The following is a 25,515-nucleotide window of genomic DNA, read 5'->3' on the forward strand; positions in this document are numbered from 1 at the left end:
TGAAATAGTGATAATTATCAGGGTGTGGTATTTTTAAAGCTACTTTTTGGGTAATTTAGTTGGTTTTATTTTATGTTAAACCTGCTTTCTGGTTTTTAAATATTTTAGCGTTTCCAAAATTACCAACATAACAATAGCTAAGGCAACAGAGCTAATAAAGTGTTTGAAACCTGGGTTGTGAAAATTAAAAAGGCTTTGTAAATAAGGCACGCCAATTATTAAAAACAACATAATAATTGCCACAGATAATATAATAATAACGGCATAATTTTTTTCTTTAAAAACGGCTATAAAACTTCTTGTTTTAGAGAGGTTAGTTAGTATTAAAAAAATATTACCAATTATTAAAGCAGCGAATGTAATGGCACGTACTTCTTGGTTGCTATGCCCTTGGTAAATAGCATTAAAATACACTGAAACCACCATAAAAAACAATAGAAAACCGGCCAGTGCACTGGTAATCATTTTTTGTTGTCCAAAAAATTTAGTGTTGGGGTCTCTTGGTTTTCGGTTCATAATACCTTTTTCTTCCTGTTCGTATTCAAAAGCAATAGCACAAACGGGGTCTATAATTAACTCCATAAAAACAATATGCAAGGGCAGCAATAATATTGGTAGCTCAGCAAAAAAAGCAGGTAATAAAGTAAGGCCAATAATAGGCACATGAATTGCAACTATATAAGACATTGCTTTTTGCAGATTGTCAAAAATTCTTCTTCCAGAACGTATTGCAGCTACTATAGAAGCAAAATTATCGTCTAATAACACTAAAGAAGAAGCTTCTCTGGCAACATCGGTTCCTTTGCTTCCCATTGCAATACCAATATGTGCCGCTTTTAATGCTGGGGCATCATTTACGCCATCGCCTGTCATAGCCACAATTTCGTTATTGGCTTTTAAAGCGTTTACAATTTGTAATTTTTGCTTAGGAACTACGCGGGCAAAAATGGTTGCCTTTGTTATTTTTTCTTGTAGTTCATCGGCGTTCATATTTTTTAGTTCGTCGCCTGTAATTAGTACATCAGATGCCAAGCCAATTTGCCCAGCAATGCTTTTTGCCGTTGCCGGATAATCTCCGGTAATCATAATTACTTTTATTCCGGCATGGTTGCATTCTTTTATGGCTTGTGGTACTTCTGGCCTAATAGGATCTTCAAAACCAATAAAACCAAGAAAATTGAAGTTAAAATCACCTTGTTTTTTGGGAAGTACTTTGTCTTTTACCGAAGCGGTTGCAACTGCAATTACCCGAAACCCCTTTTCAGCCATTTTATTAAGAACCAATAGGTGTTTTTCGGTTGCTGTTTTAGTGAGCTTACAAAAGCCTAAAACTGCTTCTGGGGATCCTTTAATTGAAGCCGAAATTGATTGGTCCTCAATTTTTTCCAGCACATGGGTCATTGTAAATAATTCTTTACTTAAGGGGTATTCTTTCAATAATTTATAGCCATTTTCTTTTTGTGTTACATTTAGACCAAATACATTGTCAATAGCAGTTTCCATTGGATCAATAGAATCCTTTTGCGAAGCAAGTTGTGCGGTACTTATTAAGCCAAAAAGCTGTTTTTGGTTTTTATAGAAGTCTTTTTTTACAAAGGTTTTTTCACCATTGTACAAAGCAGTAACTTCCATTTTGTTTTGGGTAATGGTTCCTGTTTTATCGGTACATAAAACGGTTGCAGATCCCAAAGTTTCAATTACGGAAGGATTTCTGGTTAATACGTTTTTTTTTGAAAGCCTCCAGGCACCCATTGCAAGAAATACAGTAAGTACCATGGGAAATTCCTCAGGTAAAATTGCAATTGCGGTAGACAACCCATTTAACGTTGATTGTACTAGATTTCCTCTGGTGAAATAAAATGCTAAAACAACTCCAATACAAAGTAAAACCCCAATAATAAATAATCTTTTTACCAGTACTTTCATTTCTAGTTGTAATCGGGTTTTATCTTTTACAATTTCCTGAAGTGAGGTTCCAATTTTACCAAATTGTGTTGAGGTACCTGTAGCAATTACTTTTACCAATGCGGTTCCCTGCACAACCAAGGTTCCGCTAAATACAAGATTTGAGGCATTCTTTTCATCACCAACAACACTTTTTGTTACCGGAATTGATTCTCCTGTGAGCATAGATTCATCTACCACTAAGTTTACGGTTTCCTGTAGTTCTGCATCTGCTGCTATGCGATCGCCTTCATGTAAAATAAGAATATCGTCTGGTACCACCTGATTACCGGGAATTCTGGTTTCCGTCCCGTCTCTAATTACTAAAGCTCTTGGCGAAGCCAGTTTTTTTAATGCATCTAAGGCTTTTTCGGTTTTTTGATATTGATAAAATGTGATGGAAATTATAATTAATATGGTTATAAGCAGGATAACGCCTTCGGTGTGGTCGCCAAGAATTATGTACAACATACTGCTGGTAATTAATAAAAGAAACATGGGTTCTTTTACCACTTCTAATGCAATATACCAAACACTTTTAGGCTTTACCGTTGGTAATTCATTACGACCAAAGATTTTTAACTTCTTTTTTGCCTCCGCTGTGGTTAGTCCTCGAATCACGGTGTATAAAATTAATAGTGTTAATTATTCAGCATACAGTGTTGCACCGTATTTTCTGAATAACATTTTATTACAAAATAATATTGCAATAACTGTTAAAGTTAAGAAGCTTAACGTATGGATTTAATGATATTGGTCAACAATTAAGATTAAAGAAGGGTTTTATGGAATATTAATTTCTAATTCTAAAATATGTTTGGCTTAAATTAGAGCTAGATAATCACACTATTTTTTAATATAATTTTAGTGATCGTTTTATTTTGTGAATTGATGATATTTTTCTTTTTAAGTTGATTTTTTACTATGTTTTTTAATTGAACAGAATTAACAGGCTTAGCAATATAATCGTTACAACCTGCAGCAAGGGTTTTTTCTCTATCACCACTCATTCCAAAAGCTGTTTGCGCAATAATAATTACGTCCTTATTAAATTTTCTAATTTCACGGGTAGCCTCATAACCATCCATAAAAGGCATTCTCATATCCATTAAAATTAAATTAATATCTGGGTTTTTACGGCATTTGTCTATGGCTAACAAACCGTTTTCTGCTGTTAAAATTTCTTTACTAAACGTAGTAATTGCATTTGTAATTAAGAATTCCGAAACTTCATCGTCTTCAACAATTAACGTTTTTAAATTTAAGAGTTCATCGTCAGTTTCAGGAGCTTCTATTTCAAGATTATTAATTGTTATTTTTTCTTCTTTTACATAATTGTAAGGAATGGTAAAATAAAATTCAGAACCTTTTCCTTGTTCGCTTTTAACCCATATGCTACCTCCTAACATTTCTACATACGCTTTGCTAATTGCCAAACCTAAACCTGCACCTTCGTAACCGCTGGATAAAGAAGTATCAGTTTGTATAAAACGATCAAAAATAGAGGTATGGTGTTTTTCTGCAATTCCAATTCCTGTGTCTTTTACATAAAATTCCAAGAATTCTCCTTTTTTCTCATAACCAAATTCTATAGTTCCAGAATTACTGTATTTAATGGCATTTTTAACAAGATTGGTTATAATTGCATAGAATTTTTCGCGATCCGTTTTAATAATAGATTCGTTTTTTGACAATCCATAATTAACTAATAACTGCATCTTTTTTGCTTCCACTTCGGGTTTAAAAAAGTTATAAATATATTCGAGTCGGTTATTAATATTTGATTTTGAAATGGAGGCTTCTACTTGTCCCGATTCTACTTTTGAAACGTCAATAAGGTCGTTAATAATATTAAGCAAACGATTACCGCTTTTTTGAATAATATCTATATATTTTGTTTGGTTTTCAGGTGTAAGGTTTGGTGTTTTTAATAGATCAGTAAAACCAAGAATACCATTCATAGGAGTTCTTATTTCGTGACTCATATTGGCTAGAAAGGCAGATTTTAATCGGTCGCTTTCTTCAGCTTTGTCTTTTGTTATTTGAAGTTGAGCATTCAATTCAGTAATTCTATCATTTTCCAGTTCAACCTCATGATTTTTTTTTATATCATCAACCATCATATTAATACCCATAGCTAAGGCATCTAAATGATTGTTTTTTTCTGAAACTTTAATTTGAGCAGAATAATCACCTCTGGCAACCTGCATAATTACTTCAATGAATTCATTTATTCTATCTTTGTTTTCTGTTGAATTCATAGGGAGTGTTTTAATAATTGTTATTTAAAACCTTTGGAGCTTCGATATTATTTTTTTCTGATAAATATTTCAATCCCTTTTCTTTAGTTTTAAAAAAACGCATGTTGTTTTGATTGTAAACTCCAATAACAAATGATGCAATTACTCTTGCAACTGGGTTTAGACCAAAGGTTGCAACTTTATGGGTGTTTTTATGAGAACTAAGCTCTATCCATATTTTTCTTGCTTCAGGAGAGTTTTTTCCACATTTATTAAGGTCTATTAAGTAATTAGTTTTTCCGTTTATTTTCGATGAAAAATTTAAACAAACAGATTTGTGGGCTATTGCCATTTGAGAAGTTTGCTCACCAACGGAAACAACATAAATTATGTTATCATTAATAAGCGAAAGTTTATTTTTACCAACCCAAATTTCGTTTTCACTAATTTGATTTATTTTAATATTTTGTAGCATAGATCATTGAGGGGAAATGTAATATTTTAGTTTACATGGTATGAAGAAACCTATTGAATAAAAGGTCATTCTATTAATTTCAGTAATAAATATATTTAATTAATATTGATTTTATTTAAAAAAATACTAACAAATTAGTAAGGTACAAATGTCTCTTTTTTATTTTAATGATTCTATGATAATTATCAATTATATTAAACCAATTAGCTTGCATAAAGGTTGTTATAATTCCGAATAATTACCTCTTAAAAAATGGAAGATTTTGTTTTTGTAGTAAAAAGTTCTAGGAACCGCATTCCTTTTTTAGAATTTCCTTTTTTATTTAATCGGGGACTCCAAACTACAATACTATATTTATTAGGGTGTATTGCAACTATACCACCTCCAACACCACTTTTACCTGGCAGCCCAACCTTAAATGCAAATTCACCAGCTTCATCATAAAAACCACATAATTGCATAATAGCATTAATTCGTTTTGATTTGCTTTCAGTAAGTATTTTTTTGTTTGTAATAGGATCTATACCATCAGTTGTTAAAAATAAAAAGGTACGAGCAAGTTCTTTACAAGTCATTTCAATAGAGCATAAATTATAATAAAAATCCATAACTATATTTATGTCATTTTTAATGTTGTTAAAAGATTTCATTAAATTCACTAAAGCAACATTTCTAAAGCCAGTTATTTTTTCAGATTCAGCCATTCTTGAACAAAAATCCAAGGTAGGATTTCCTGAGAGTTCTCTAATAAATTTAAGAAAATCACTTTTAGGGCTTTTAAGATTGCTAATAAGAATATCACAAATTACAATTGCTCCAGCATTTATTAAAGGGTTCCGCGGAATTCCATTGTTATATTCTAATTGAACAAGTGAGTTAAAAGGAGTTCCAGAGGGTTCAACACCAATACGCTCCCATAATTTTTCACCTTCTATTTTGTATGCTAAGGTTAAGGATAACACTTTTGCAATACTTTGTATAGAAAATTTCTCGTTAGCATCTCCAATGCTGAAATGTTTATTGTCTATTGTTGTAAGGTGAACCCCAAATTTATCGGGATCAACTTTGCTTAATTCAGGAATGTATGAGGCTACTTTTCCTTGAGCCTTTTTCTTATTTAAAGAATTATTTATTTCTGAAAATAGGTTGTTATAATTCATAATTTAAGAGGAATCAAAGTGTTTTCGTTACTTTTAAAACGATGTTAAATGTATAAAATATTTTAGTGTAAAGTTTATGTGTAGCATTATTTAGTAAATAGATTATAAAAGTTTTTAATGTTTTAAATGTAGTTTTAAGTTTAAGTGAAATTTTATATCTTTATCACTTATGATAAAAGATATAAAATTAGCGGTATTAATAGACGGCGATAATATTCCTTCAAGATATATTAAAGAAATGATGGAAGAAATTACAAAATATGGTACGCCAACTATAAAACGTATTTATGGAGATTGGACCAAACCGCATTTAAGTAAATGGAAAACTATTTTGCTTGAAAACGCAATTACACCTATTCAGCAATACGGATATACAACCGGTAAAAATGCTACAGATTCTGCCATGATAATTGATGCTATGGATATTTTATATTCAGAAAAAGTAGATGGATTTTGTTTGGTTTCTTCTGATAGTGATTTTACAAAATTAGCTACCCGGCTTAGAGAAGCTGGTTTGGTTGTGTATGGAATTGGCGAAAAGAAAACACCAGACCCGTTTATTGTAGCTTGTGATAAATTTATTTATTTAGAAATTTTAGATACAGATGATGAACCCGAAAACGGGAAACAAAAACCTAAAAAGGCGAGTATAGATAAAATAACACCAAAGGTTATTAAATTGCTTAGAAATTCTGTTGATGATGCCGCAGATGATGATGGCTGGGCTTTTATGGGCGATGTGGGTTCCCTTATTTTAAAAAAACAACCAAACTTTGATGCTCGTAATTTTGGCTTCCAAAAGCTAACACCACTGTTTAAATCTTTACCACAATTTGAAATAGAACAAAGAGACAGAACAAGCGGGCGCTTTAAATTAATTTATGTTAGAAATAAAAAGAAATAGTTAGTCGTTTTTTATGTTAGAATAATTAAAAAAAAGCGCATATTTGCTTAAAATTATCGGGGATGTAGCTCATCTGGCTAGAGCGCTTGACTGGCAGTCAAGAGGTAGTGGGTTCGACTCCCATCTTCTCCACAAATTAGGCTATTTCTGCAAATAACACCATATAATTATTTCCATATTTTTTAGCACATTTTGGGCAATAAGCATAATGAACATAGTGGTTTTTAGCCTTTTTCCCTTGCTCACTTAAATATGTATTTAGTTGTTTTATAAATTTTGGTATTGAATTATAAGGGCCATCAAAAACTTTACTCATAAAAACACCAGTTAAAGAAGTGTTTTTGGCATTGGTTACATTACCAGTTACAGATAATAATAAATCTGATTTAAAAGGACTTGGATCTGTAAATAACAACAAAGTATCTTCAATATTTTCATCTATTTTTTTTGATTCTTCCGCAAGTTTCATCATCCTTGTTACTTTTTTACCAATCATTCTGGGAATTGGAATATGAAAAAAAGTAGGTATAGATGATTTTATAAATGGTTTTTGGTTCCAATTAAATGTTTTTTTATCCCATTTTTCTGTGCTGAATTTAGGACAACATTGATTACTTTCTTTTTTCATGAGTTCTAGATTTTAATGCTAAAATTTAGAGTGTGAAAAAAACGTGTGCAATGATAATGATCAGTTTAATAAAAATTAAGTTTACAAGGTTTTGAAATAAGAGAAAACGACATAAAAAAACCTACTACATTGCTGTAATAGGTTTCTAAATATTAGTATTAACAAAAATATTTAATTAGGAGAGAGTCCAAAATCACTATCTACAATAACATTTGTATCACGGTGATCTAAATGTTTTTGAACCGAACATTCAGCTACTGAAATTACGCTGCCTCACAAGTTTTATAGGATTTCAACTAAAAATCTAACTCCTTTTTCTTGGGCTAAAATTACGACGCTGAGGTTTGTTAGTGTTTTCAGCTTCTTTTGTTTTGTTAGTGTTTCCTCCTTGTTTTGGCTTATTACTACTATTCTGCCTTCTGTTTTGTTTTTTACGTTGATTTTTTGAAGGTTTTACAGGTACAGGAATTTCTTCATTTTCATCCAAAGGAAAAGGATGCTCAGTTATTAATGGTATTTGTTGATTTATTAATTTTTGAATATCTTTTAAATATGCTTTTTCTTCCTGATTGCAAAAGGACACAGCAATTCCACTTGCTTTTGCACGTCCGGTTCTACCAATTCTGTGAACATAAGTTTCAGGTATATTAGGTAAATCATAATTAATAACTAACGATAATTCTTCAATATCAATCCCTCTTGCAGCAATATCTGTTGCAATTAAAACATTTAGTTCACCTTTTTTAAAATTACCTAATGCACGTTGACGTGCTCCTTGAGATTTATTACCATGAATAGCTGCTGATTTTATATGGGCTTTTGTTAAAAAGCGCACAATTTTATCAGCTCCATGTTTCGTTCTCGAGAAAACTAGTACACTTGATTCTGGATTTTCTTCCAATAAATGAATTAGTAATTTGGTTTTATTTGATTTACTCACAAAATAAACAGCTTGTTCAACTTTTTCGGCTGTAGCTTGTTTGGGTTTTATAGTAACTCTTTCATATTCGCCAAGAATTTTTGTTGACAGTTCAGCAATTGCAGGAGGCATAGTTGCCGAAAAGAAAAGTGACTGTCTTTTAAAAGGTAGTTTGGCAATAATTTTTTTTATGTCGTGAATAAAGCCCATATCTAACATTTGATCAGCTTCATCTAAAACAAAATATTTAATGTCTTGTAAACTTATAAATCCTTGTGAAATTAAATCTAACAAACGACCAGGAGTTGCAACCAAAATATCGGCACCTCTTCTTAATGCATCTGTTTGTCCGCCTTGTTTAACACCTCCAAAAATCACAACATTTTTTATTCCGGTATATTTACCATAAGCAGTAATACTTTCATTAATTTGAATGGCTAATTCTCTGGTTGGAGTTATTATTAAAGATCTAATTTTTCTTTTTCCATTATGATCTTGTTTGTTATTAAACAAGTGTTGTAAAATAGGAATTGTAAAAGCTGCAGTTTTACCTGTTCCGGTTTGTGCGCAACCTAATAAGTCTTTTCTATCTAATAAAATAGGAATTGCCTGTTCCTGAATTGGTGTTGGATGTGTATAGCCCTCTTCTTTAAGGGCTTTTAAAATTGGTTCAATAATTCCTAAATCTGTAAATTTCATGTAGTAGTTTATAAAGCGGCAAAGGTAGGTGATTTGTTTTGATATTCAGTTTTTACTTAAAATCACTATAAAATTGATACAAATACATCGATTTAGTAGAAATAAAACATAGTTAATGTGGGTTAAAAAAGGTTTGCTTATTTTTGCCAACTTATTAATAATCCGCTAAATGAGTTATCAATTAATTTGTACAGATATAGACGGTACACTTTTAAATAAAGACCGTGAATTATCAGAAATAACGATTCAAGAAGTACAACGAATTTCACCTATTCCGTTTGTATTAATTTCGTCACGTATGCCTAAAGGAATGCGACATTTACAAAGTGAATTTGGAAACACTACTACACCGTTAATTGCATATAATGGTGGTTTGGTGTTAAATAGTAAAAACGAAATTTTACATTCAACAGCAATTTGTAATTTAGTTTTAGCAGAAATAATAAACCAATGTGATAATACAGAGATCCATTTAAGTTTATTTCATGCAGATGAGTGGTATGTGCCTTCAATGGATTATTGGGCAAAGCGAGAAGAGAACAATACAAAAGTAACTCCAGTTGTAAAATCGAGTACTGCTGTTTTATCATCATGGAAAGAAGAAGGAAAAGGAGCGCATAAAATTATGTGTATGGGTGATGCAGAAGAAATAGATGCATTATACAAAACTTTGGAAATATCTTTTTCAAATGAAATTATGTTGTATCGTTCTAAAGACACCTATATTGAAATTTCACATAAAGAAATTTCTAAAAAAACAGCTATTGATGTGTTGTTGAAAAATTATTATACCAATGTTACTATGGATAAAGTAATTGCTTTTGGAGATAATTATAACGACATTGAAATGTTAAAAGCCGTAGGATTAGGTGTGGCAGTTGCAAACGCAAATCTTGAAGTTTTAAAAGTTGCGGATGCAGTAACAGATACCAACAAAAATGATGGTGTTGCCAAAGCAATTAAAGAATTTATTAAGTAGTTATATTTATTTAATAGCAAAAGTTTTTACTGCTTCTTCAGCGCAACGCTCACCATCCATAGCAGCTGAAACAATTCCACCAGCATAACCACCTCCTTCACCACAAGGAAATAAACCTTGTAATTCAGGATGTTCTAAGTTTTCATTTCTTGGAATATTTACAGGTGATGAGGTTCTGGATTCTACACCAACTACATTTGCTTCTGCAGTATAATAACCGTGCATTTTTTTTCCAAAGGCCTCAAATCCTTTTCGTAATTTACCACCAATTAATTTTGGTAATAGCGAATGTAATGGAGCCGATTTCAACCCTGGCTGATAGGAAGTCGGATTTAAATCTTTTGATAACCTACCTTCAACAAAATCGGTTAAACGTTGTGCTGGTGCGGTCTGACTTCTTCCACCTGCATTGAAAGCTAATTTTTCTAAGTCTTTTTGAAATTCTAGTCCTTTTAGTTCTCCAAATTTTTCATATTTAAACAAATCTTTTTCGGCATTTATTTCAACAACAATTCCCGAATTTGCAAATAAATTATTTCTTTTAGAAGGCGACATTCCATTTACAACAACTTCACCATTTGCAGTTGCTGCTGGCACTATAAATCCACCAGGACACATACAAAATGAATATACACCTCTATCATTTATCTGGTGCACCAAGCTATAGGATGCTGCTGGTAATAATTCATCTCTTTTACCTTTGCAATGGTATTGAATGGAGTCTATTATTTCTTGCGGATGTTCAACCCGAACTCCCATTGCAAAAGACTTTGCTTTTATCGCAATATCTTTTCTTTTTAATAAATAATAAATATCTCTAGCCGAATGTCCTGTTGCTAAAATTACCGCATTTACAGTCATTTCTGTGCCATTTTGAAGTTGAATTGCTTTTAATTTTTGGTCTTTAATAACAAAATCAACAACTCGGCTTTCAAAATGAATTTCTCCACCATATTTTAAAATAGTTTCTCGTATGTTTTTTACAACTTTTGGTAGTTTGTTTGTTCCAATATGTGGATGTGCATCTACTAAAATCTGGTCAGTTGCTCCGTGATACACCAAGTTTTCAAAAATTCTTCTAACATCTCCACGTTTTAAACTTCTTGTGTATAATTTCCCATCAGAATAGGTTCCTGCTCCACCTTCACCAAAACAATAATTAGAATCTTCATCAACAATATGAAACTGATTTATTGCACGTAAATCACGACGCCTATCTTGCACGTTTTTTCCTCTTTCCAAAACAACAGGTTTAAAACCTAACTCAATACAGCGCAAAGCGGCATACATTCCGGCAGGACCAAAACCAATAATATGGATTTCTTTAGCTGAAGAAACATCTTTATAATCAAAAGAATATTCAGAAGCATCAGGGATTTGTTCACCTATATAAACGGCAAGTTTATAATTAAAAATAATGGCAGCTTTTCTGGCATCAATAGATTTGCGTAACACTTTTACAGCAGTAATTTTATTGACATCAATTTTTAAATGACGAGCAGCACTTTTTTGAAGAAATCCTTCTTGCTTTTCTTGATAAATTGGAACTCGTATTTGAATCTCTTTAACCATATCGGCAAAATTACTCAAATTTGGTTGAAATAACTATTGCTATAAAAGTGTGTAATAATTCAATTTATTTTTGATTGCAGTTTTTTTGAATTACTTTTATCAATCTAAAATTAGACACGAAAATGAACTACAGAACATTAGGAAAAACGGGACTTAAAATTTCAGAAATAAGTTTAGGAACCTGGCAGGTTGGAGGTAAATGGGGAAGTAATTTTAATGAAAAAACGGCTGAAGAAATCATAAATACAGCAATAGATAAGGGTATTAATTTTATTGACACTGCAGATGTTTATAGTGATGGGTTGAGTGAAAGAGCTGTTGGTAAAGTAGTGCGTTCACGCTCTGAAGAAGTTTATATCGCTACCAAATGTGGAAGGCAGTTAAATCCACATAACAATGCTTCCTATAATGTTAATGTATTAAGAAAATTTGTAGAAGATAGTTTGTCTAATTTAGGTGTTGAACGGATAGATTTAATCCAATTACACTGTCCGCCAACTGAAGTTTATTATCGACCAGAAATATTTGCCTTGTTTGATGATTTAACAAAAGAAGGGAAAATTAGAAATTATGGAGTTAGTGTAGAAAAAGTGGAAGAAGCTTTAAAGTCTATTGATTATGAGGGGGTTGCAACGGTTCAAATAATATTTAATATGCTGCGTCAACGCCCAAGCGAATTGTTTTTTAGAGAAGCAAAAGCCAAAAATGTTGGTATTTTAGCAAGAGTTCCATTAGCTAGTGGTTTGTTAACTGGAAAATTTAGCAAAGATTCTAAGTTTTCGAAAGATGACCATAGGAACTTTAATATTGATGGAGCTGCCTTTGATAAAGGGGAAACTTTTTCGGGAATTGATTATAATTTAGGCCTAAAAACGGTTGAAGAATTAAAACAGGTTTTTGGGGAAGACCAAAGTTTGGTACATAAAGCATTGCAATGGATTTTAGCTTTTGAAGAGATAAGTTGTGTAATTCCTGGAGCTTCAAATGTATCTCAATTATTAAATAATTTAGAAACTTATAATTCTAAACCATTATCAAAAACGGAATTTGAAAAAGTAAATGCTATTTATACTAAAAACATTAAAAATAGCGTGCATCACTTGTGGTAATTAGAAGATTATTACCTTCTAATTAAACTAAAATGACCTTGTTTACTGCGAGATTTTCCTGTTTTATCTGTTAGTTCAACGGTAAACCAATAATCTGTAGAAGGTAATTCTTTGTTATTGTAAAAACCATCCCATCCATTCATATTTGGGTTAATTTGCGCCACTAATTTACCAAATCTATCAAAAATATTAAGTAGAGAGTTTGGGTAATATTCTGAACTAATTCCAATAATATTCCAGGTGTCGTTTTTGCCATCATTGTTTGGTGTAAAGAATTTTGGATAGCCAATAATTGAAACTTCTAAAGGAACAGTTCCACAATTATCGGTATCTCTTACATACAATATATGTAGGCCAGCAGGAACATTATCAAAATAAGGCTCATCTTGAAATGGTCCAAATTCATCGTTTAAAGAATATTCATAATCGTCATCACCTAAATTGTTATTGGCATCATTTATTGTAATTGTATTGTTGTTAGAATCGTCTACAATTGTAAGATCATCCAAATCAATATTTGCAACATCAGATTTTTCAACAAAAATGGTTCTTGGTAAAGATTCGCAACCTAAATTAGAAGTTGCAATAACTGTAAAAAACCCTCCTTCAAAAGTAGGGTAAGAAGTTTGGTTGCTTACAATACTCCCATTGCTATCAAACCATTCATAGGTATAATTTCCGTCTGGATTTATCGGTTCTAAAACTGTTGGAGGTGTGTTTAAGCACAATATTTGTTCAGGTAAAACTTCAAAACTTGGTAACGGATTCACAACAAAATTCAAAGTAGTTGAAATACTACAAGTTGGGTTAATTGGATTTTGAATTTCAACGCTAATAACTTGTGTTTTTGTAATAAACGGATTTGGTAGCGGACTTGGTAATGGGTTATTATTTGAATCAAAATAAAACACTTCCATAGAAGTTTGTCCGCCTAATAATTTAGTCTCAATTGTTGAAGTGTCAAAACTGGAAAAACCATCAGTTGTGTCTTCTCCATCATCACATAAAGGTTCAATAATTACTGGGTAAATTTCAGGAGCGTCATTCACAATAAATTCCAAGGTAGTTTCGTCAAAACAAGCAGGACTAATTGTTGAGGTGCTGTTTTCTACTTTTATAGTAATTACCTGACTTTTTGTTAAAAACGGATTTGGTAATGGACTTGGTAATGAATTTCCAGCTTCGTCAAAATAACTAATTGTAATGTCGGTTTGTTCGTTTCTAACCGTTTCTTCAATTGTTGAAACGTCAAAAGGAAATAGCCCATCCTGATCATCATCACATTGTCTATCTATAGTTACCGGATTTGCAACTGGTAAAGGCTCCACATATAAAGTTATAACGTGGTTTAAACCTAAACAAGCATTTACATCGTCACTATCAATTCTAATATAAATTTCTTGTTCCCAGGGAGTAGTGTTTTTATAATTTGAAATATCTGGAATTGCATTTATTTCAGAGAGGGCATCTTCTAAACTTTCAAAATAAGAGATTCTAACTTCTTGTGAAGAAAATAGTGGTTTGGTATCAATTAGTTTTTGCTCGGCATCACTAAAATTAAAAGTAGTGCTACCATCTTGGTCGTTTGAAGGGTAATCTTCACACAAATAATATTCTAAATGAAAATCGCTTGGAATTTGAGTTGCACCAACTTTTAAATTAATTTTAGCAAATCGTTCGCAATTGTTTATGGTTTTAATTTTAACAAAAACTGAACTATTAATAACACTTGGATTTTCATAAGCTATTGGATCTTCAATCAAATTGGTATAAGCAGCGTCTCTATAAAATTTAAAAGTTTCATTTTGATAATCTGCAGATATTAATTCATTGGCTTCATTCAAGTTAAAAACACTAAAACCATCATTGGTTTCATCGTTATCGCATTGCTCTAAAGTAACTTCAGAATTAATTATAACAGGTAATTTATATACTTCAATTTCAAAAGAACTTGTAACGCTACATTTAGTTAAATTTTTGTTTTCAATCTTAAAATAAATAGTTTGAGGTCCGCCAATTGTTGTGTTTTTATAATTTGAAGTATTTGTAATTTCCACACTTAATGCTGCATCTGAATAATAATAAATATTAAAATTAGCAGCGTTTTTTCCATTTAAAATAGATGATTCTCTTTGAGTTAAATTAAAAAATTCAATTCCGTCGGTATCAGTCCCAAATGAATTTGAATCACAAACACCTATTTTTTCAATTGGATCAATAGTTTCAGGCATTTCATAAATAAAAACTTTAATTGCTAATCGAGCTGCACTTTCACAACCATTAATAGTTTGTGAAGCAAAATAAGTGGTGTTGTTTTTTAAATCCTCACTGCTAGTTAAAGCAGTTGTGCTTGTTGCATTTGCATACCATAAAATAGCAGTTCCATTAATTGATAAATTAGTTAAAGTAGCATTTTCTATATCACAAAAGTGTTGTTCAGGTTTTGCAGTTGTTGGGGCATCCAAATGAACAACAGTTACAGTTATTGGTTTTCGAACTGTTGTAACACATCCATTATCTGTGGCGTCAACATAATAAGTCGTTGTATTATTTAGAACGGGAGTTGTAAAATTAGAACCAGTAAAAAGAGCAGAGCCACCTGTTAATGAAGTATACCAATTAATTTCCCCAGCTGAAGCTGTTGCAGATAGTGTTCCTATTCCATTTTCACATAATGTATCTTCAGATATGTTTGTGATGGTTGGAATGACATTTACAATAACATCAATTTTAGTTCTTACACCTGTTTCACATATACCATCTGATGACGCCAAAGCATAATAGCTTGTGCTTGTTGAAATTGGTGAAGGGCTTATATAGGTATCTCCACCTCCTAAATTAGTCCCGCCAGTTAAAGCATCAAACCAAAGAACAAAACCTGTATTGGATGTTGCAGATATCGTTGCTTTTCCAGAACCACAAATAGGTGCTGGTGCAATAAGATTTGTAATTTCAGCAACTTTTAAGGTAGTTTCATTAATTCCAAAATCAACCACTGGGTCTCCTGACATTCCGCCGTATTCAACAATATATCCACTAATGCTTGAGTTGGAATTTGGATAATCATTCCATCTTCCGTTATCATATACATGAGCATAATTTTCTTCTCCTTGTATTCCCGAGTTCGGCCAATCATTGGGTTCATTTGAACTCCAATAAGCAAATGGAGGGCTTATATCTGTCCCATTTGTTGTACCGTTAATACCACCTATCCAGAAGGATTTGCCTGCTTCAGGTCCTGTAACCCATTTCCAAGTTCCTTCAACATCATCATCACTTCCACCTATCCAACCCTGGCCAGTTGCTTGTTCACCTGCGAGTTGTGCCTCTTCTAATGAAGTTATGGTTGCTAAATAACCTATTAATCCATAATAATCTTTGGTTTGAGCAGCGATTTTTGCATTTGACCAAGTAATACCAGCAGCGCTAATGTACTCGTAATAGTGCCCAGTTGATGGTAAATAGTTTTTTTCATTAATTGTGAAAGAAAACTTTTTTTCTCCAGGAACTGAATTTGAGCTGGTAAAATAAACATCCTTAACAGCATTTTCCAAATCAGCCACAGCTTCACTTCCTGTTTTTGAAGAAGATAATGTTAATTTTCCTTCAGAAATATTAAAAGTGGCTGATACTGGGTGACTCCCATTTAATTTTAACCTATCCTGAGAACTAATATATCCTTCTGAGATTTGAATAAATAGTTTAGTGATTTCAATATTATCAGGATTTGAAATAGAAAATGAAGTAACTATTTGTTGTTCTGTAGATGGACAAAAGAACGAATTTCCAATAGCATTTATTTGAGGAGGTTTACTTTGTGACCAAGTATAATTAGTAATGCAGCTTAATAGAAATACTAAAAGTAAAAATTTATATAATTTGGTTCTAATAAACCACATAATAATTATAATTGAAATGTAAAAATAAGGAATTATGCACGAATTATAATTACTATTTTATTCTCTATTTTTTTAGTAATAATTAAATAGTAGAATAATTATTAAAACAGCAACAGCGCCAATAATCCAAAAGAGTAATTGCTTTTTATTTTCTAGTAGCGCTTCTTTTCGAATTTTTTTCTTTATTTCTGAGAAATTATAACCGCTAGTTTTGGGAAAATTGTATTCAGTTTTTATGTTTTTTACATTTGAATAATTATTCCCACCTCTAAATTCTTTTTGGCGATTAGCTTTGCGAATTTTACTGTTTCTTAATCTTTCTAGATAACCCGGTATGGAACCTGATCCAAAACTCATAATAAATTGTTTTTTAATTTAAAAATCCATATTTCTTAATACAGGAGATATGGATTTTTAAAATTTTATAAATTAAAGATGGTTACTCTTTTTTATCTGATTTATTTTCAGAAGGCTCTTCATTTGTAATATCTTTAACCTCTTCTCCTTTTAAATAACCAGGTAATTGCATACCAGCCATATTAAACATTTCTTGTAAAGGAGGTACTGCTTTGTACATTCCAGAAATAAAGTTGGAAGTGGAAGTTTTACCATCTTTTCCTCCACCATTTTCCCAAACAGTTACTTTATCAATTTTAATATTTTTAATTGCTTCAGCTTGTGTTTTAACCAATTCAGGTAATTTATCAGCAACTAATAATAATACAGCATCTTTGGCATCATCACCGGCAGCTTTTACAATTTGTTCTAAACCTAAAGCTTGTTTGGTTAAAATCTCATACATACCTTTTGCTTCAGCTTCTTTTTTCATAAAGATTGCATCCGCTTCACCTTTTGCAATACGTCTGATTTGTTCAGCTTCAGCTTCAGCATCAATTTCAATTTTTTGCTTGTCAATTTTAGCAGGCACAATAATATCAGCTCCTTGTTCGGCTTCTTTTCGTTTTGCTCTTGCATTTTCAGCAATTTGCTCAGCGGCATAAGCTTCTTCTAATGCTTTTGCGGCTTGAACTTTTTCTGAAGCAATTGCAATTTTTTCAGCTTCGGCTTCACGTGATCTTCTATCTGCATTTGAATTTGCAACCTGTACTTTTGCAGTATTTTCTCCGTGCACTGCATTTGCATTAGCAGCAGCCACCTGAATACGTTGATCTTGCATTGCGTTGGCTTCACCAATAGAACCATCTCTTACTTTTTGAGCAACAGAAACTTTTGCTTCGTTTATAGCTTTTGCAGCCGCTTCTTTACCTAAAGCTTCAATATAACCTGATTCATCATGAATATCGGTAATATTTACGTTGATTAATTTTAAACCTACTTTTTTTAATTCCGCCTCAACACTGTGTGTAATATGTGATAAGAATTGATCTCTGTCTGAATTAATTTCCTCAATATCCATTGAAGCTACAACCAAACGTAACTGACCAAAAATAATTTCTTGTGCTAAATCTTGAACAGCATCTAATGTTAAACCTAACAAACGTTCAGCAGCATTTTGCATAACACTTGGTTCAGTTGAAATACCTATTGTAAAACGAGAAGGTACATTTACACGTATATTTTGTTTACTTAATGCATTGGTTAAATTAACTTCAATTGACATTGGAGTTAAATCCAAAAACTCATAATCTTGTATAATTGGCCAAATAAAAGAGGCACCACCGTGAATGCATTTTGCCGATTGGCCGCCACCTGTTTTTCCGTATACAACCAGTATTCTATCAGAAGGACAACGTTTGTATCTTCTTATCATAGAAAAGAAGAAAACAACTATTATAAATATAATGGCTCCAACTAAATATACACCTGTTAGTCCAGCTTGTAATGGTAATAAAATTGATAATAAATTCATAGTTATTTTTATTTAGATATTTTTTCAACAAGTAATATTTCGGCACTTACAATTTTAGAAACTTTAACCATTGTACCTGTTTTTAAATCTTCAAGTTCATCAGTTATTGCTTCCAATTCGCGTAAACTTCCTTGTACTTTAATTTGTACTTTTCCCATTTTAGTTCGATTAGCTCCAATTGGTAAATAAACTTCTCCAATAACTCCAATGGCATTTTTCATTTTTAAGGTACCCGATTCAGCTAATTTATGCATCCAAAAGAACAATAAAGTTGTTAAAACCATCATTGCTAAACCTGCAATTGTAGAGATAATTAAAGTTGCAGTTGTTGAAAGGTCGTTATCAACACAAGTAACACCTGTCCAACCAAAAATGGTAAAAAATGCAACTATATTTTTAAATGTAAAAAATTGAAAGCCTACACCACCGTCATCTGCTTCAAAATCAGAAGCATCGGCTTCCATATCTGCATCTCCACCGCCAATAAAAGTTAAAATAAAAACGATTAAAAAAACTACAGAACCTATTAAAGCAATAATCCAATAAGTTTGTTCTAGGGATGACATACCGTCAAAAAATTCTTTCATAGAGTACAATTTTAAATAAGTAATCGAATATACTAAATAATGGTTGAATATTAAATAATTATCCTTTCATATTTATTGGTAGTTATTTTGTTAATATTGTTACGTTTAAAGGCAAAAAATTAATTTAAATTTGTGGTTCAAAAAATAATATAACAATGACAAATAAAATTGAAGTTAGTTGGAAAGGTCAAATGCTTTTTGAATCTGTAGCTCCCGAAGGAAGCGTAATGATTGATGCTGCTGAAGAATCTGGTGGACAAGGAAAAGGATTGCGTCCAAAAGCAATGATGTTAACTGCCTTGGCAGGTTGTACAGCAATGGATGTTGCTTCGTTACTTAAAAAAATGCGTGCTGAAGTCGATGATTTTAAAATTGAGGTAGTAGCAAATCTTACCGATGAACATCCAAAATATTACGATAAAGTACATGTGATTTATAAGTTTTTCGGAAGTGATTTCAAAAAAGATAAAATTGAAAAATCAGTGAACCTTTCTGTTGATCGCTACTGCGGTGTTATAGATATGTTTCGTCAATTTTCTAAATTAACTACCGAAATTATTTATATAGAAAAGTAATAGAATTTACTTTTACCTAAACAGTGATGTAGTTGTTTTGTCATTCTGAATGCAGTGATAACGTAATGAAGAATCTTTGCGAACTGTTATTGAGTGGAATTGACACATTCCACGATGTTGCATTTGCAATGACAGATGTTTCCTGTATTCACAGGAATGACATTTGGTATAAAAACAAACAACCCGAATAATTTTAGTGTTTAAAAATTTACCTATTTTTGAACAAAAAATAATGCTATGCGCTGGAGATTAAAGCCTGAAACAAACCCTGAAATTACACTTAAATTAGCTCAAGAATTAGGAATTGAGTCCACGTTGGCTAAATTATTAGTACAACGTGGAATTGAAACTTTTGAACAAGCCAAAGCCTTTTTTCGACCAAGTTTAGAAGATTTGCACAATCCATTCTTAATGAAAGATATGGATAAAGCTGTTGAAAGAATTGAAACGGCAATTTCAAATGGAGAAAACATCCTTGTTTATGGCGATTATGATGTAGATGGTACAACGTCTGTTTCATTACTTTCTTCCTATTTAAAAACGATTCATCCAACTATTGCCACTTATATTCCAGATAGATATGAAGAAGGCTATGGAGTATCTTTTCAGGGAATAGATTTTGCCGAAGACAATGACGTTTCACTAATTATTGCGTTGGATTGTGGTATTAAAGCAATTGATAAGGTGATTTATGCCAAAGAAAAAGGAATCGATTTTATTATTTGTGATCATCACAGACCTGGAAATGAGATTCCGGATGCAGTTGCAGTTTTAGACCCCAAACGTGAAGATTGTGAGTATCCATACAAAGAATTATGTGGTTGTGGAGTTGGTTTCAAATTGATACAAGCATTGGCAAGTAAAAGAGGTGAAACTATTGACGATTTAATTCCATATTTAGACTTGGTTGCTATTGCAATTGCGGCGGATATTGTGCCAATAACTGGTGAAAATAGAGTGCTGGCTTATTTTGGATTGCAAATAATCAATAAAAATCCAAGAACGGGAATTAAGGCAATGATTCATCAAATTGAAAAAAATGAATTAACGATTACCGATGTTGTTTTTATAATTGCGCCAAGAATAAATGCGGCGGGTAGAATTAAGCATGGTAATTATGCTGTTGAATTATTAACGGAAATTGATTTTGATACGGCAGTTAAATTTGCTTCAGAAATTGAAAAAAACAATAATGATAGAAAAGATTTAGATAAAACGATAACAAATGAAGCTTTACAACAAATTGAAGATAATAATGAGCAACAAAATTTTTCAACGGTTGTTTATGCTGAAACTTGGCATAAAGGTGTTATTGGTATTGTGGCTTCTAGACTTATAGAGAATTATTATAAACCAACCTTAGTGTTTACAAAAAGTGGCGATAAATTAGCTGCTTCGGCTCGTTCTGTTAAAGGGTTTGATGTGTATAATGCTTTAGAGCAATGTGCTGAATTTATAGAACAATTTGGAGGTCATAAATATGCAGCTGGTTTAACTTTAACTGAAGAAAACTATCCAAAATTTAAAGCGAAGTTTGAGGAAGTTGTTAAAGAAACATTGCCCGAAGAATTAAGAACTCCTGAGATTTCTATTGATACGGAGATTAACTTATCAGAAATTTCGCCAAAGTTTTTTAGAATTATGAATCAGTTGGCTCCTTTTGGGCCTCAAAATTTAAGACCTGTTTTTATGGCTTCAGGCTTAAGAGATAATGGGTATGGTAAAAAAGTTGGTGCAGATCAGACGCATTTAAAACTAAGTATTTTTGAAGGAACAAATCAATCAACCTATAATGCTATTGGTTTTAGTATGGGTGATAAATATGAGTTAATTCAAAAAGGAAATTCTTTTAAAGCAGCTTTTAACATTGATGAAAATCATTGGAATGGAAATACTTCTTTGCAATTGATGATAAAAGATATTCAAGAAGGGTAATTTTTAATTCTTACAGATAAAACACTTCGACAAGCTCAGTGTGACAATGAATTCATTAGTCAGTCTGAGCTTGTCGAAGACTTTTCAATGCTATTTCTTCTCCTTAATCAAATACATATATACAGGATAATGATCGCTGTATCCATTTATAAAATTACTTCCTGAAAAACTTCTATGTGGATACCCTTTGTATTTTCCCTTTTGCGTAGTTAAATATTGAGGATTAAAAATGTTGGTTTTATACATTTTATATGTTGAGAAATCTTTTTTTGTAGTTAAAAGTGGTGAAGTAAATAATATCTGATCAAACAAATTAATATTATCTCTATACACTAAGGTGTTTTGTCCACGTCTAAACATATCCTCCATTGGATTGTATATATCACCTTCTTTTACTTTAGATTTTTTAGATTTGGTTTTTAATATCTTTTTTAGACTTGAATTAGTAGGGTCGTCATTTAAATCGCCCATAATAATCACTTTTGGGTTTGTATCTGTCAATTTTATTTTTTCAATTATCTGAGTATTTAAATAAGCTGCTTTTTCTCTTTTCGATCTGCTTTTTTCTTCTCCTCCACGACGAGACGGCCAGTGATTTACTATAATATGTATTAATTCATCATCTAAATAACCTGAAACTAACAATTGATCTCGGGTATAAATTCTAAAACCATTTTCATCCCACAATTTTAGTTCAAAAGTTTCATGTTGAATAGGTCTAAAATACTTTTCCTGATATAATAAAGCAACATCAATTCCTCTTAAATCGGGTGAATCATAATGAATAATGCTGTATTGTTTGTTTTTTAAATGGCCTGTGTTTAATAAATCTTCTAAAACTTTATGATTTTCAATTTCAGCAACTCCAATAATTGCGGGACTATTTTTAGTTTCTTTTGCTCCAATTTCTGAAACAACTTTAGCCATATTGTTAAGTTTTTTTAGGTAAATTTCTTCTCTATTTTCTTTAATACCCATCATAGGGCTTGCTTCGTCGTTTTTTTCTGGGTCATCAACGGTATCAAACAGATTTTCTAAATTATAAAATGCAACGGTTCTAATTTCATAATTTTTTTGACTGAAAACTGTAGTTGAGATAAAAAATATGAAGGTGACGTATAAATAAAATCTTCTCATAAGTAATTTTTAATGGTGTGCTAATTTAATAACAAAATTCGAACCAATAATTGTTTGGTCATCAGTAAATTTTAGTGGGTTTTGTAATTAAACAATAAATTTTATTAAATTGTAGAAAAATTGCAAATGAAAAAACTAATTCTATTAGGTTTTTTGTGTTTCCTCTATGGGCATATCTCAAGGGCACAATCAACTTTTAATATTCGAGGAAAAACTCTTGATGCCATCTCTAAAAAACCTATTGAAGAGGTTGTTGTAACTATTAAAAACACAAAATTTATTACTGAAACAGACCTTAATGGGAGTTTTTTAATTGAAAATATTCCTATTAATAACTTTGTGCTTCTTATAACTAGGGAGGATTATACTTCTATAAAAATTCCAATAACAGTCAATGAAATTAATTCAATTGATTTAGGAATTATCTATTTAGAAAATTCAACTTTAGAACGTCAGGATAATAGTTTAATCTCCTTAACAGATGATGATTTATTAGATGATGGCAATAGCAATTCTGATTATACTGCTGGATTATTCCAATCTTCTAAAGATGCGTATTTAAAAGCGGCATCTTTTAATTTTAGTCAGGCTTGGTTTAAAGTTCGGGGTTACGATTCCGGTTATGGTTCTATTTTAATAAATGGAATCGAAATGAATAAATTATATGATGGCCGACCACAATGGAGTAATTGGGGAGGATTAAATGATGCATTTAGAAATCAAGAATTTTCGGATGGAATAAAAGCATCTGAAAATAATTTTGGAGGAATTTTAGGAAGTACAAATTTTATTACAAGAGCTTCAGAATCTCGACAAGGTGGAAAAATTTCTTATGCCTCGGCAAACAAAAGTTATAATGGTAGAGTAATGGCAACGTATGCAACGGGGCTCAATAAAAAAGGTTGGGCACTAGTTGTTTCTGGTTCAAGAAGGTTTGCTCAAGAAGGTTATTTAGAAGGAACAACTTATAATGCTTGGGCTTCTTTTATAGCGGCTGAAAAGAAATTTAATAGTAATCATAGTTTAAACTTAACGGCTTTTGTAGCGCCAAACCGAAGAGGGAAATCGTCTCCAAACACACAAGAAGTATATGATTTAAAAGGATTAAAATACAATGCTTATTGGGGGAAACAAGAGGGGGATCTTAGAAATTCTAGAATGAAAGAAATAGTTGAACCTGTCCTTATGCTAAGTCATTTTTTCGAAAAAGATAAAACTACATTAAAAACAACTGTAGCCTATCAGTTTGGCCATATTGGGAATAGCAGATTGGGTTATTTTAATGCTCCAAATCCAGATCCAACTTATTGGAAATATTTACCAAGTAGCTTTTTACGTTTTCAAGATGATTTAGATTATTCAAATGCGTATTTAACCGAGCAGGAGTTTTTAAATAATGGACAATTAAATTGGAAAAATTTATATCAGGTAAATGCTGACAATGGTAATTCGCTGTATTATTTGTATGAAGACAGAGTAGATGATAAACAGCTATCTTTTAGTTCAGTTTTAGCATCAAACTTAAATGATAATTTAAATTTAAATGTTGGAGTTTCTTTTAAAAATTTAGTATCAAATAATTATGCAAATATGCTTGATTTATTAGGTGGAAATGGCTTTATGGATTTAGACCAATATGCAGAAGGGACTGCGCAACAAAACGATTTAAACAATCTGAATAATTTGGTTGGTGTAAATGATGAATTTCAATATAATTATACAATAAATGCAAGTATTGTAAACGCTTTTGCTCAATTACAATTTTCACAAAAGAAAGCAGATTATTTTATCGCGTTAAATTATAAAAATACAAATTATCAAAGAGAGGGTTTATATAGAAATGGAACTTATTCAGATAGCTCTTTTGGGAAAGGAGAAAAGCAATCTTTTTCTGATTTTAGTGCAAAAGGAGGAGTTACTTATAAAATAACAGGTCGTCATTTATTAAGTGCAAATGGAGCTTATGTTTCAAATGCACCAACAATAAGAACTGCTTTTTCTAATTCAAGAGTAAATAATAATATTACTCCAAATTTAACAAGTGAAAAAATTATTGCTGGAGATGTTAATTATATTTTTAGGTTGTCAAAAATTCAATCGAGAATCACTGCTTTTTACACAAAATTTAGTAATGGGATAGAAACTTCTTTCTTTTTTGCGGAAGGGTTATTAGGTGATCAAGCCGATTTTGTAAATGAAATAACAACTGGTGTAGATAAGAGAAATATTGGAGCAGAGCTAAGTTTTGAATATCAAGTTATTCCAACAGTAAAATTGATTTTGGCAGGTTCAATTGGACAATATACTTATGATAACAATCCACAATTGTATTTGCAATCGGAAAGTTTAAGGGATGAGAATAGTGATTTCGGGACTACTTATTTAAAAAATTATCGTATTTCCGGAACCCCACAAAGAGCGTATTCATTAGGTTTCGAATACAGAGATCCTAACTATTGGTGGTTTCAAATTAATGGAAACTTATTAAGTCATAACTATTTGGACATCACACCATTATTGAGAACAGATAATTTTTATTTGGATACTGATAAAGTTTCGTTTTTAGATGAAGAAACAGGTGTTGAAGTATCTCAAGAGCAAGTTAATACATTGCTAAAACAAGAAAAATTTGACGATGCCTTTTTGATGAATTTAGTTGGAGGAAAGTCTTGGAAAATAGATGATTATTATTTTGGTTTTTTCTTGGGTGTAAATAATGTGTTGAGTGAAGTTTTTAAAACTGGCGGTTTTGAGCAGGCTAGAAATGCAAATTATCCAGAATTAAAGCAAGATAGAGAACTCAATAAGCCGATTTTTGGTTCAAAATATTGGTACGGGAGTAAAGCTTCGTACTATTTAAATTTATATGTAAGATTTTAAAAA

At 31.5% G+C, this 25,515-nt stretch carries 19 protein-coding genes and 1 tRNA gene; 8 read left to right on the plus strand and 12 right to left on the minus strand.

Annotation, left to right across the window (positions count from 1 at the left end; translation table 11 throughout):
• Positions 1-75 precede the first annotated feature (75 nt).
• The 4 genes from CHB63_RS07755 to CHB63_RS07770 form a co-directional block, all read right to left on the minus strand.
• The gene (locus tag CHB63_RS07755; protein WP_089377883.1) at positions 76-2,565 is read right to left on the minus strand and encodes a cation-translocating P-type ATPase; all 2,490 of its coding nucleotides are present in this window, start codon (positions 2,563-2,565) and stop codon (positions 76-78) included.
• Positions 2,566-2,777: 212 nt separating this feature from the next.
• Positions 2,778-4,205 (minus strand): hybrid sensor histidine kinase/response regulator, encoded by a 1,428-nt coding sequence (locus tag CHB63_RS07760; protein WP_089377884.1) that lies wholly within the window; start codon positions 4,203-4,205, stop codon positions 2,778-2,780.
• A gap of 10 nt (positions 4,206-4,215) precedes the next feature.
• Complete coding sequence (locus tag CHB63_RS07765) at positions 4,216-4,659, minus strand: DUF7793 family protein (protein ID WP_089377885.1); 444 nt, start codon at positions 4,657-4,659, stop codon at positions 4,216-4,218.
• A gap of 245 nt (positions 4,660-4,904) precedes the next feature.
• The gene (locus CHB63_RS07770; RefSeq protein WP_089377886.1) at positions 4,905-5,819 is read right to left on the minus strand and encodes a glutaminase; all 915 of its coding nucleotides are present in this window, start codon (positions 5,817-5,819) and stop codon (positions 4,905-4,907) included.
• Between the two features lie 169 nt (positions 5,820-5,988).
• On the opposite strand from CHB63_RS07770, the gene CHB63_RS07775 reads away from it, so the two are divergent.
• Together CHB63_RS07775 and CHB63_RS07780 are read left to right on the plus strand one after the other, a co-directional pair.
• Positions 5,989-6,723, plus strand: a complete 735-nt coding sequence (locus CHB63_RS07775) for an NYN domain-containing protein (RefSeq protein ID WP_089377887.1) — start codon at positions 5,989-5,991, stop codon at positions 6,721-6,723.
• A gap of 58 nt (positions 6,724-6,781) precedes the next feature.
• Positions 6,782-6,855, plus strand: a tRNA-Ala gene (locus CHB63_RS07780).
• 4 nt (positions 6,856-6,859) lie between these two features.
• Here the strand turns inward: CHB63_RS07780 and CHB63_RS07785 are convergent.
• Together CHB63_RS07785 and CHB63_RS07790 are read right to left on the minus strand one after the other, a co-directional pair.
• Positions 6,860-7,351 carry a hydrolase gene (locus CHB63_RS07785; RefSeq protein ID WP_089377888.1) on the minus strand — a complete coding sequence of 164 codons (492 nt, stop codon included), beginning with the start codon at positions 7,349-7,351 and terminating at the stop codon, positions 6,860-6,862.
• A 304-nt stretch (positions 7,352-7,655) separates the two neighbouring features.
• Positions 7,656-8,969, minus strand: a complete 1,314-nt coding sequence (locus CHB63_RS07790; RefSeq protein ID WP_089377889.1) for a DEAD/DEAH box helicase — start codon at positions 8,967-8,969, stop codon at positions 7,656-7,658.
• A gap of 169 nt (positions 8,970-9,138) precedes the next feature.
• Between CHB63_RS07790 and CHB63_RS07795 the strand changes: the two genes are divergently transcribed.
• Positions 9,139-9,948, plus strand: a complete 810-nt coding sequence (locus tag CHB63_RS07795; protein ID WP_089377890.1) for a Cof-type HAD-IIB family hydrolase — start codon at positions 9,139-9,141, stop codon at positions 9,946-9,948.
• Between the two features lie 6 nt (positions 9,949-9,954).
• On the opposite strand, the gene CHB63_RS07800 is transcribed toward CHB63_RS07795, so the two are convergent.
• Positions 9,955-11,520, minus strand: coding sequence for an NAD(P)/FAD-dependent oxidoreductase (locus CHB63_RS07800; RefSeq protein ID WP_089377891.1), 1,566 nt, complete (start codon positions 11,518-11,520; stop codon positions 9,955-9,957).
• Between the two features lie 122 nt (positions 11,521-11,642).
• Here CHB63_RS07800 and CHB63_RS07805 point away from each other — a divergent pair, with 122 nt between their 5' ends.
• Positions 11,643-12,629: an aldo/keto reductase gene (locus CHB63_RS07805; protein ID WP_089377892.1), complete on the plus strand. Its 987-nt coding sequence runs from the start codon at positions 11,643-11,645 to the stop codon at positions 12,627-12,629.
• 11 nt (positions 12,630-12,640) lie between these two features.
• Here the strand turns inward: CHB63_RS07805 and CHB63_RS07810 are convergent, their stop codons facing one another.
• From CHB63_RS07810 to CHB63_RS07825, 4 genes are all read right to left on the minus strand, one after another.
• Positions 12,641-16,528, minus strand: coding sequence for an Ig-like domain-containing protein (locus CHB63_RS07810; RefSeq protein ID WP_089377893.1), 3,888 nt, complete (start codon positions 16,526-16,528; stop codon positions 12,641-12,643).
• Between the two features lie 72 nt (positions 16,529-16,600).
• Positions 16,601-16,885, minus strand: a complete 285-nt coding sequence (locus CHB63_RS07815; protein WP_089377894.1) for a hypothetical protein — start codon at positions 16,883-16,885, stop codon at positions 16,601-16,603.
• 82 nt (positions 16,886-16,967) lie between these two features.
• Positions 16,968-18,398: a flotillin family protein gene (locus tag CHB63_RS07820; protein ID WP_089377895.1), complete on the minus strand. Its 1,431-nt coding sequence runs from the start codon at positions 18,396-18,398 to the stop codon at positions 16,968-16,970.
• Between the two features lie 8 nt (positions 18,399-18,406).
• Positions 18,407-18,985, minus strand: coding sequence for a hypothetical protein (locus CHB63_RS07825; RefSeq protein ID WP_089377896.1), 579 nt, complete (start codon positions 18,983-18,985; stop codon positions 18,407-18,409).
• Between the two features lie 155 nt (positions 18,986-19,140).
• Between CHB63_RS07825 and CHB63_RS07830 the strand changes: the two genes are divergently transcribed.
• From CHB63_RS07830 to recJ, 3 genes are all read left to right on the plus strand, one after another.
• Entirely contained in the window at positions 19,141-19,560 is a 420-nt protein-coding gene (locus tag CHB63_RS07830) for an OsmC family protein (RefSeq protein ID WP_089377897.1), read from the plus strand.
• 65 nt (positions 19,561-19,625) lie between these two features.
• Positions 19,626-19,751 carry a hypothetical protein gene (locus CHB63_RS17415; RefSeq protein WP_262494207.1) on the plus strand — a complete coding sequence of 42 codons (126 nt, stop codon included), beginning with the start codon at positions 19,626-19,628 and terminating at the stop codon, positions 19,749-19,751.
• Between the two features lie 46 nt (positions 19,752-19,797).
• On the plus strand, positions 19,798-21,495 hold the full coding sequence (gene recJ, locus CHB63_RS07835; protein WP_089377898.1) for a single-stranded-DNA-specific exonuclease RecJ: 1,698 nt from the start codon (positions 19,798-19,800) through the stop codon (positions 21,493-21,495).
• Between the two features lie 90 nt (positions 21,496-21,585).
• Here the strand turns inward: recJ and CHB63_RS07840 are convergent, their stop codons facing one another.
• The gene (locus CHB63_RS07840; RefSeq protein WP_089377899.1) at positions 21,586-22,632 is read right to left on the minus strand and encodes an endonuclease/exonuclease/phosphatase family protein; all 1,047 of its coding nucleotides are present in this window, start codon (positions 22,630-22,632) and stop codon (positions 21,586-21,588) included.
• A 126-nt stretch (positions 22,633-22,758) separates the two neighbouring features.
• Between CHB63_RS07840 and CHB63_RS07845 the strand changes: the two genes are divergently transcribed.
• Entirely contained in the window at positions 22,759-25,512 is a 2,754-nt protein-coding gene (locus CHB63_RS07845; RefSeq protein WP_089377900.1) for a TonB-dependent receptor, read from the plus strand.
• The last annotated feature ends 3 nt before the right edge of the window (positions 25,513-25,515 follow it).

Origin of the sequence: Lutibacter flavus (genome assembly GCF_900188355.1) — a bacterium.
GTDB lineage: Bacteria > Bacteroidota > Bacteroidia > Flavobacteriales > Flavobacteriaceae > Lutibacter > Lutibacter flavus.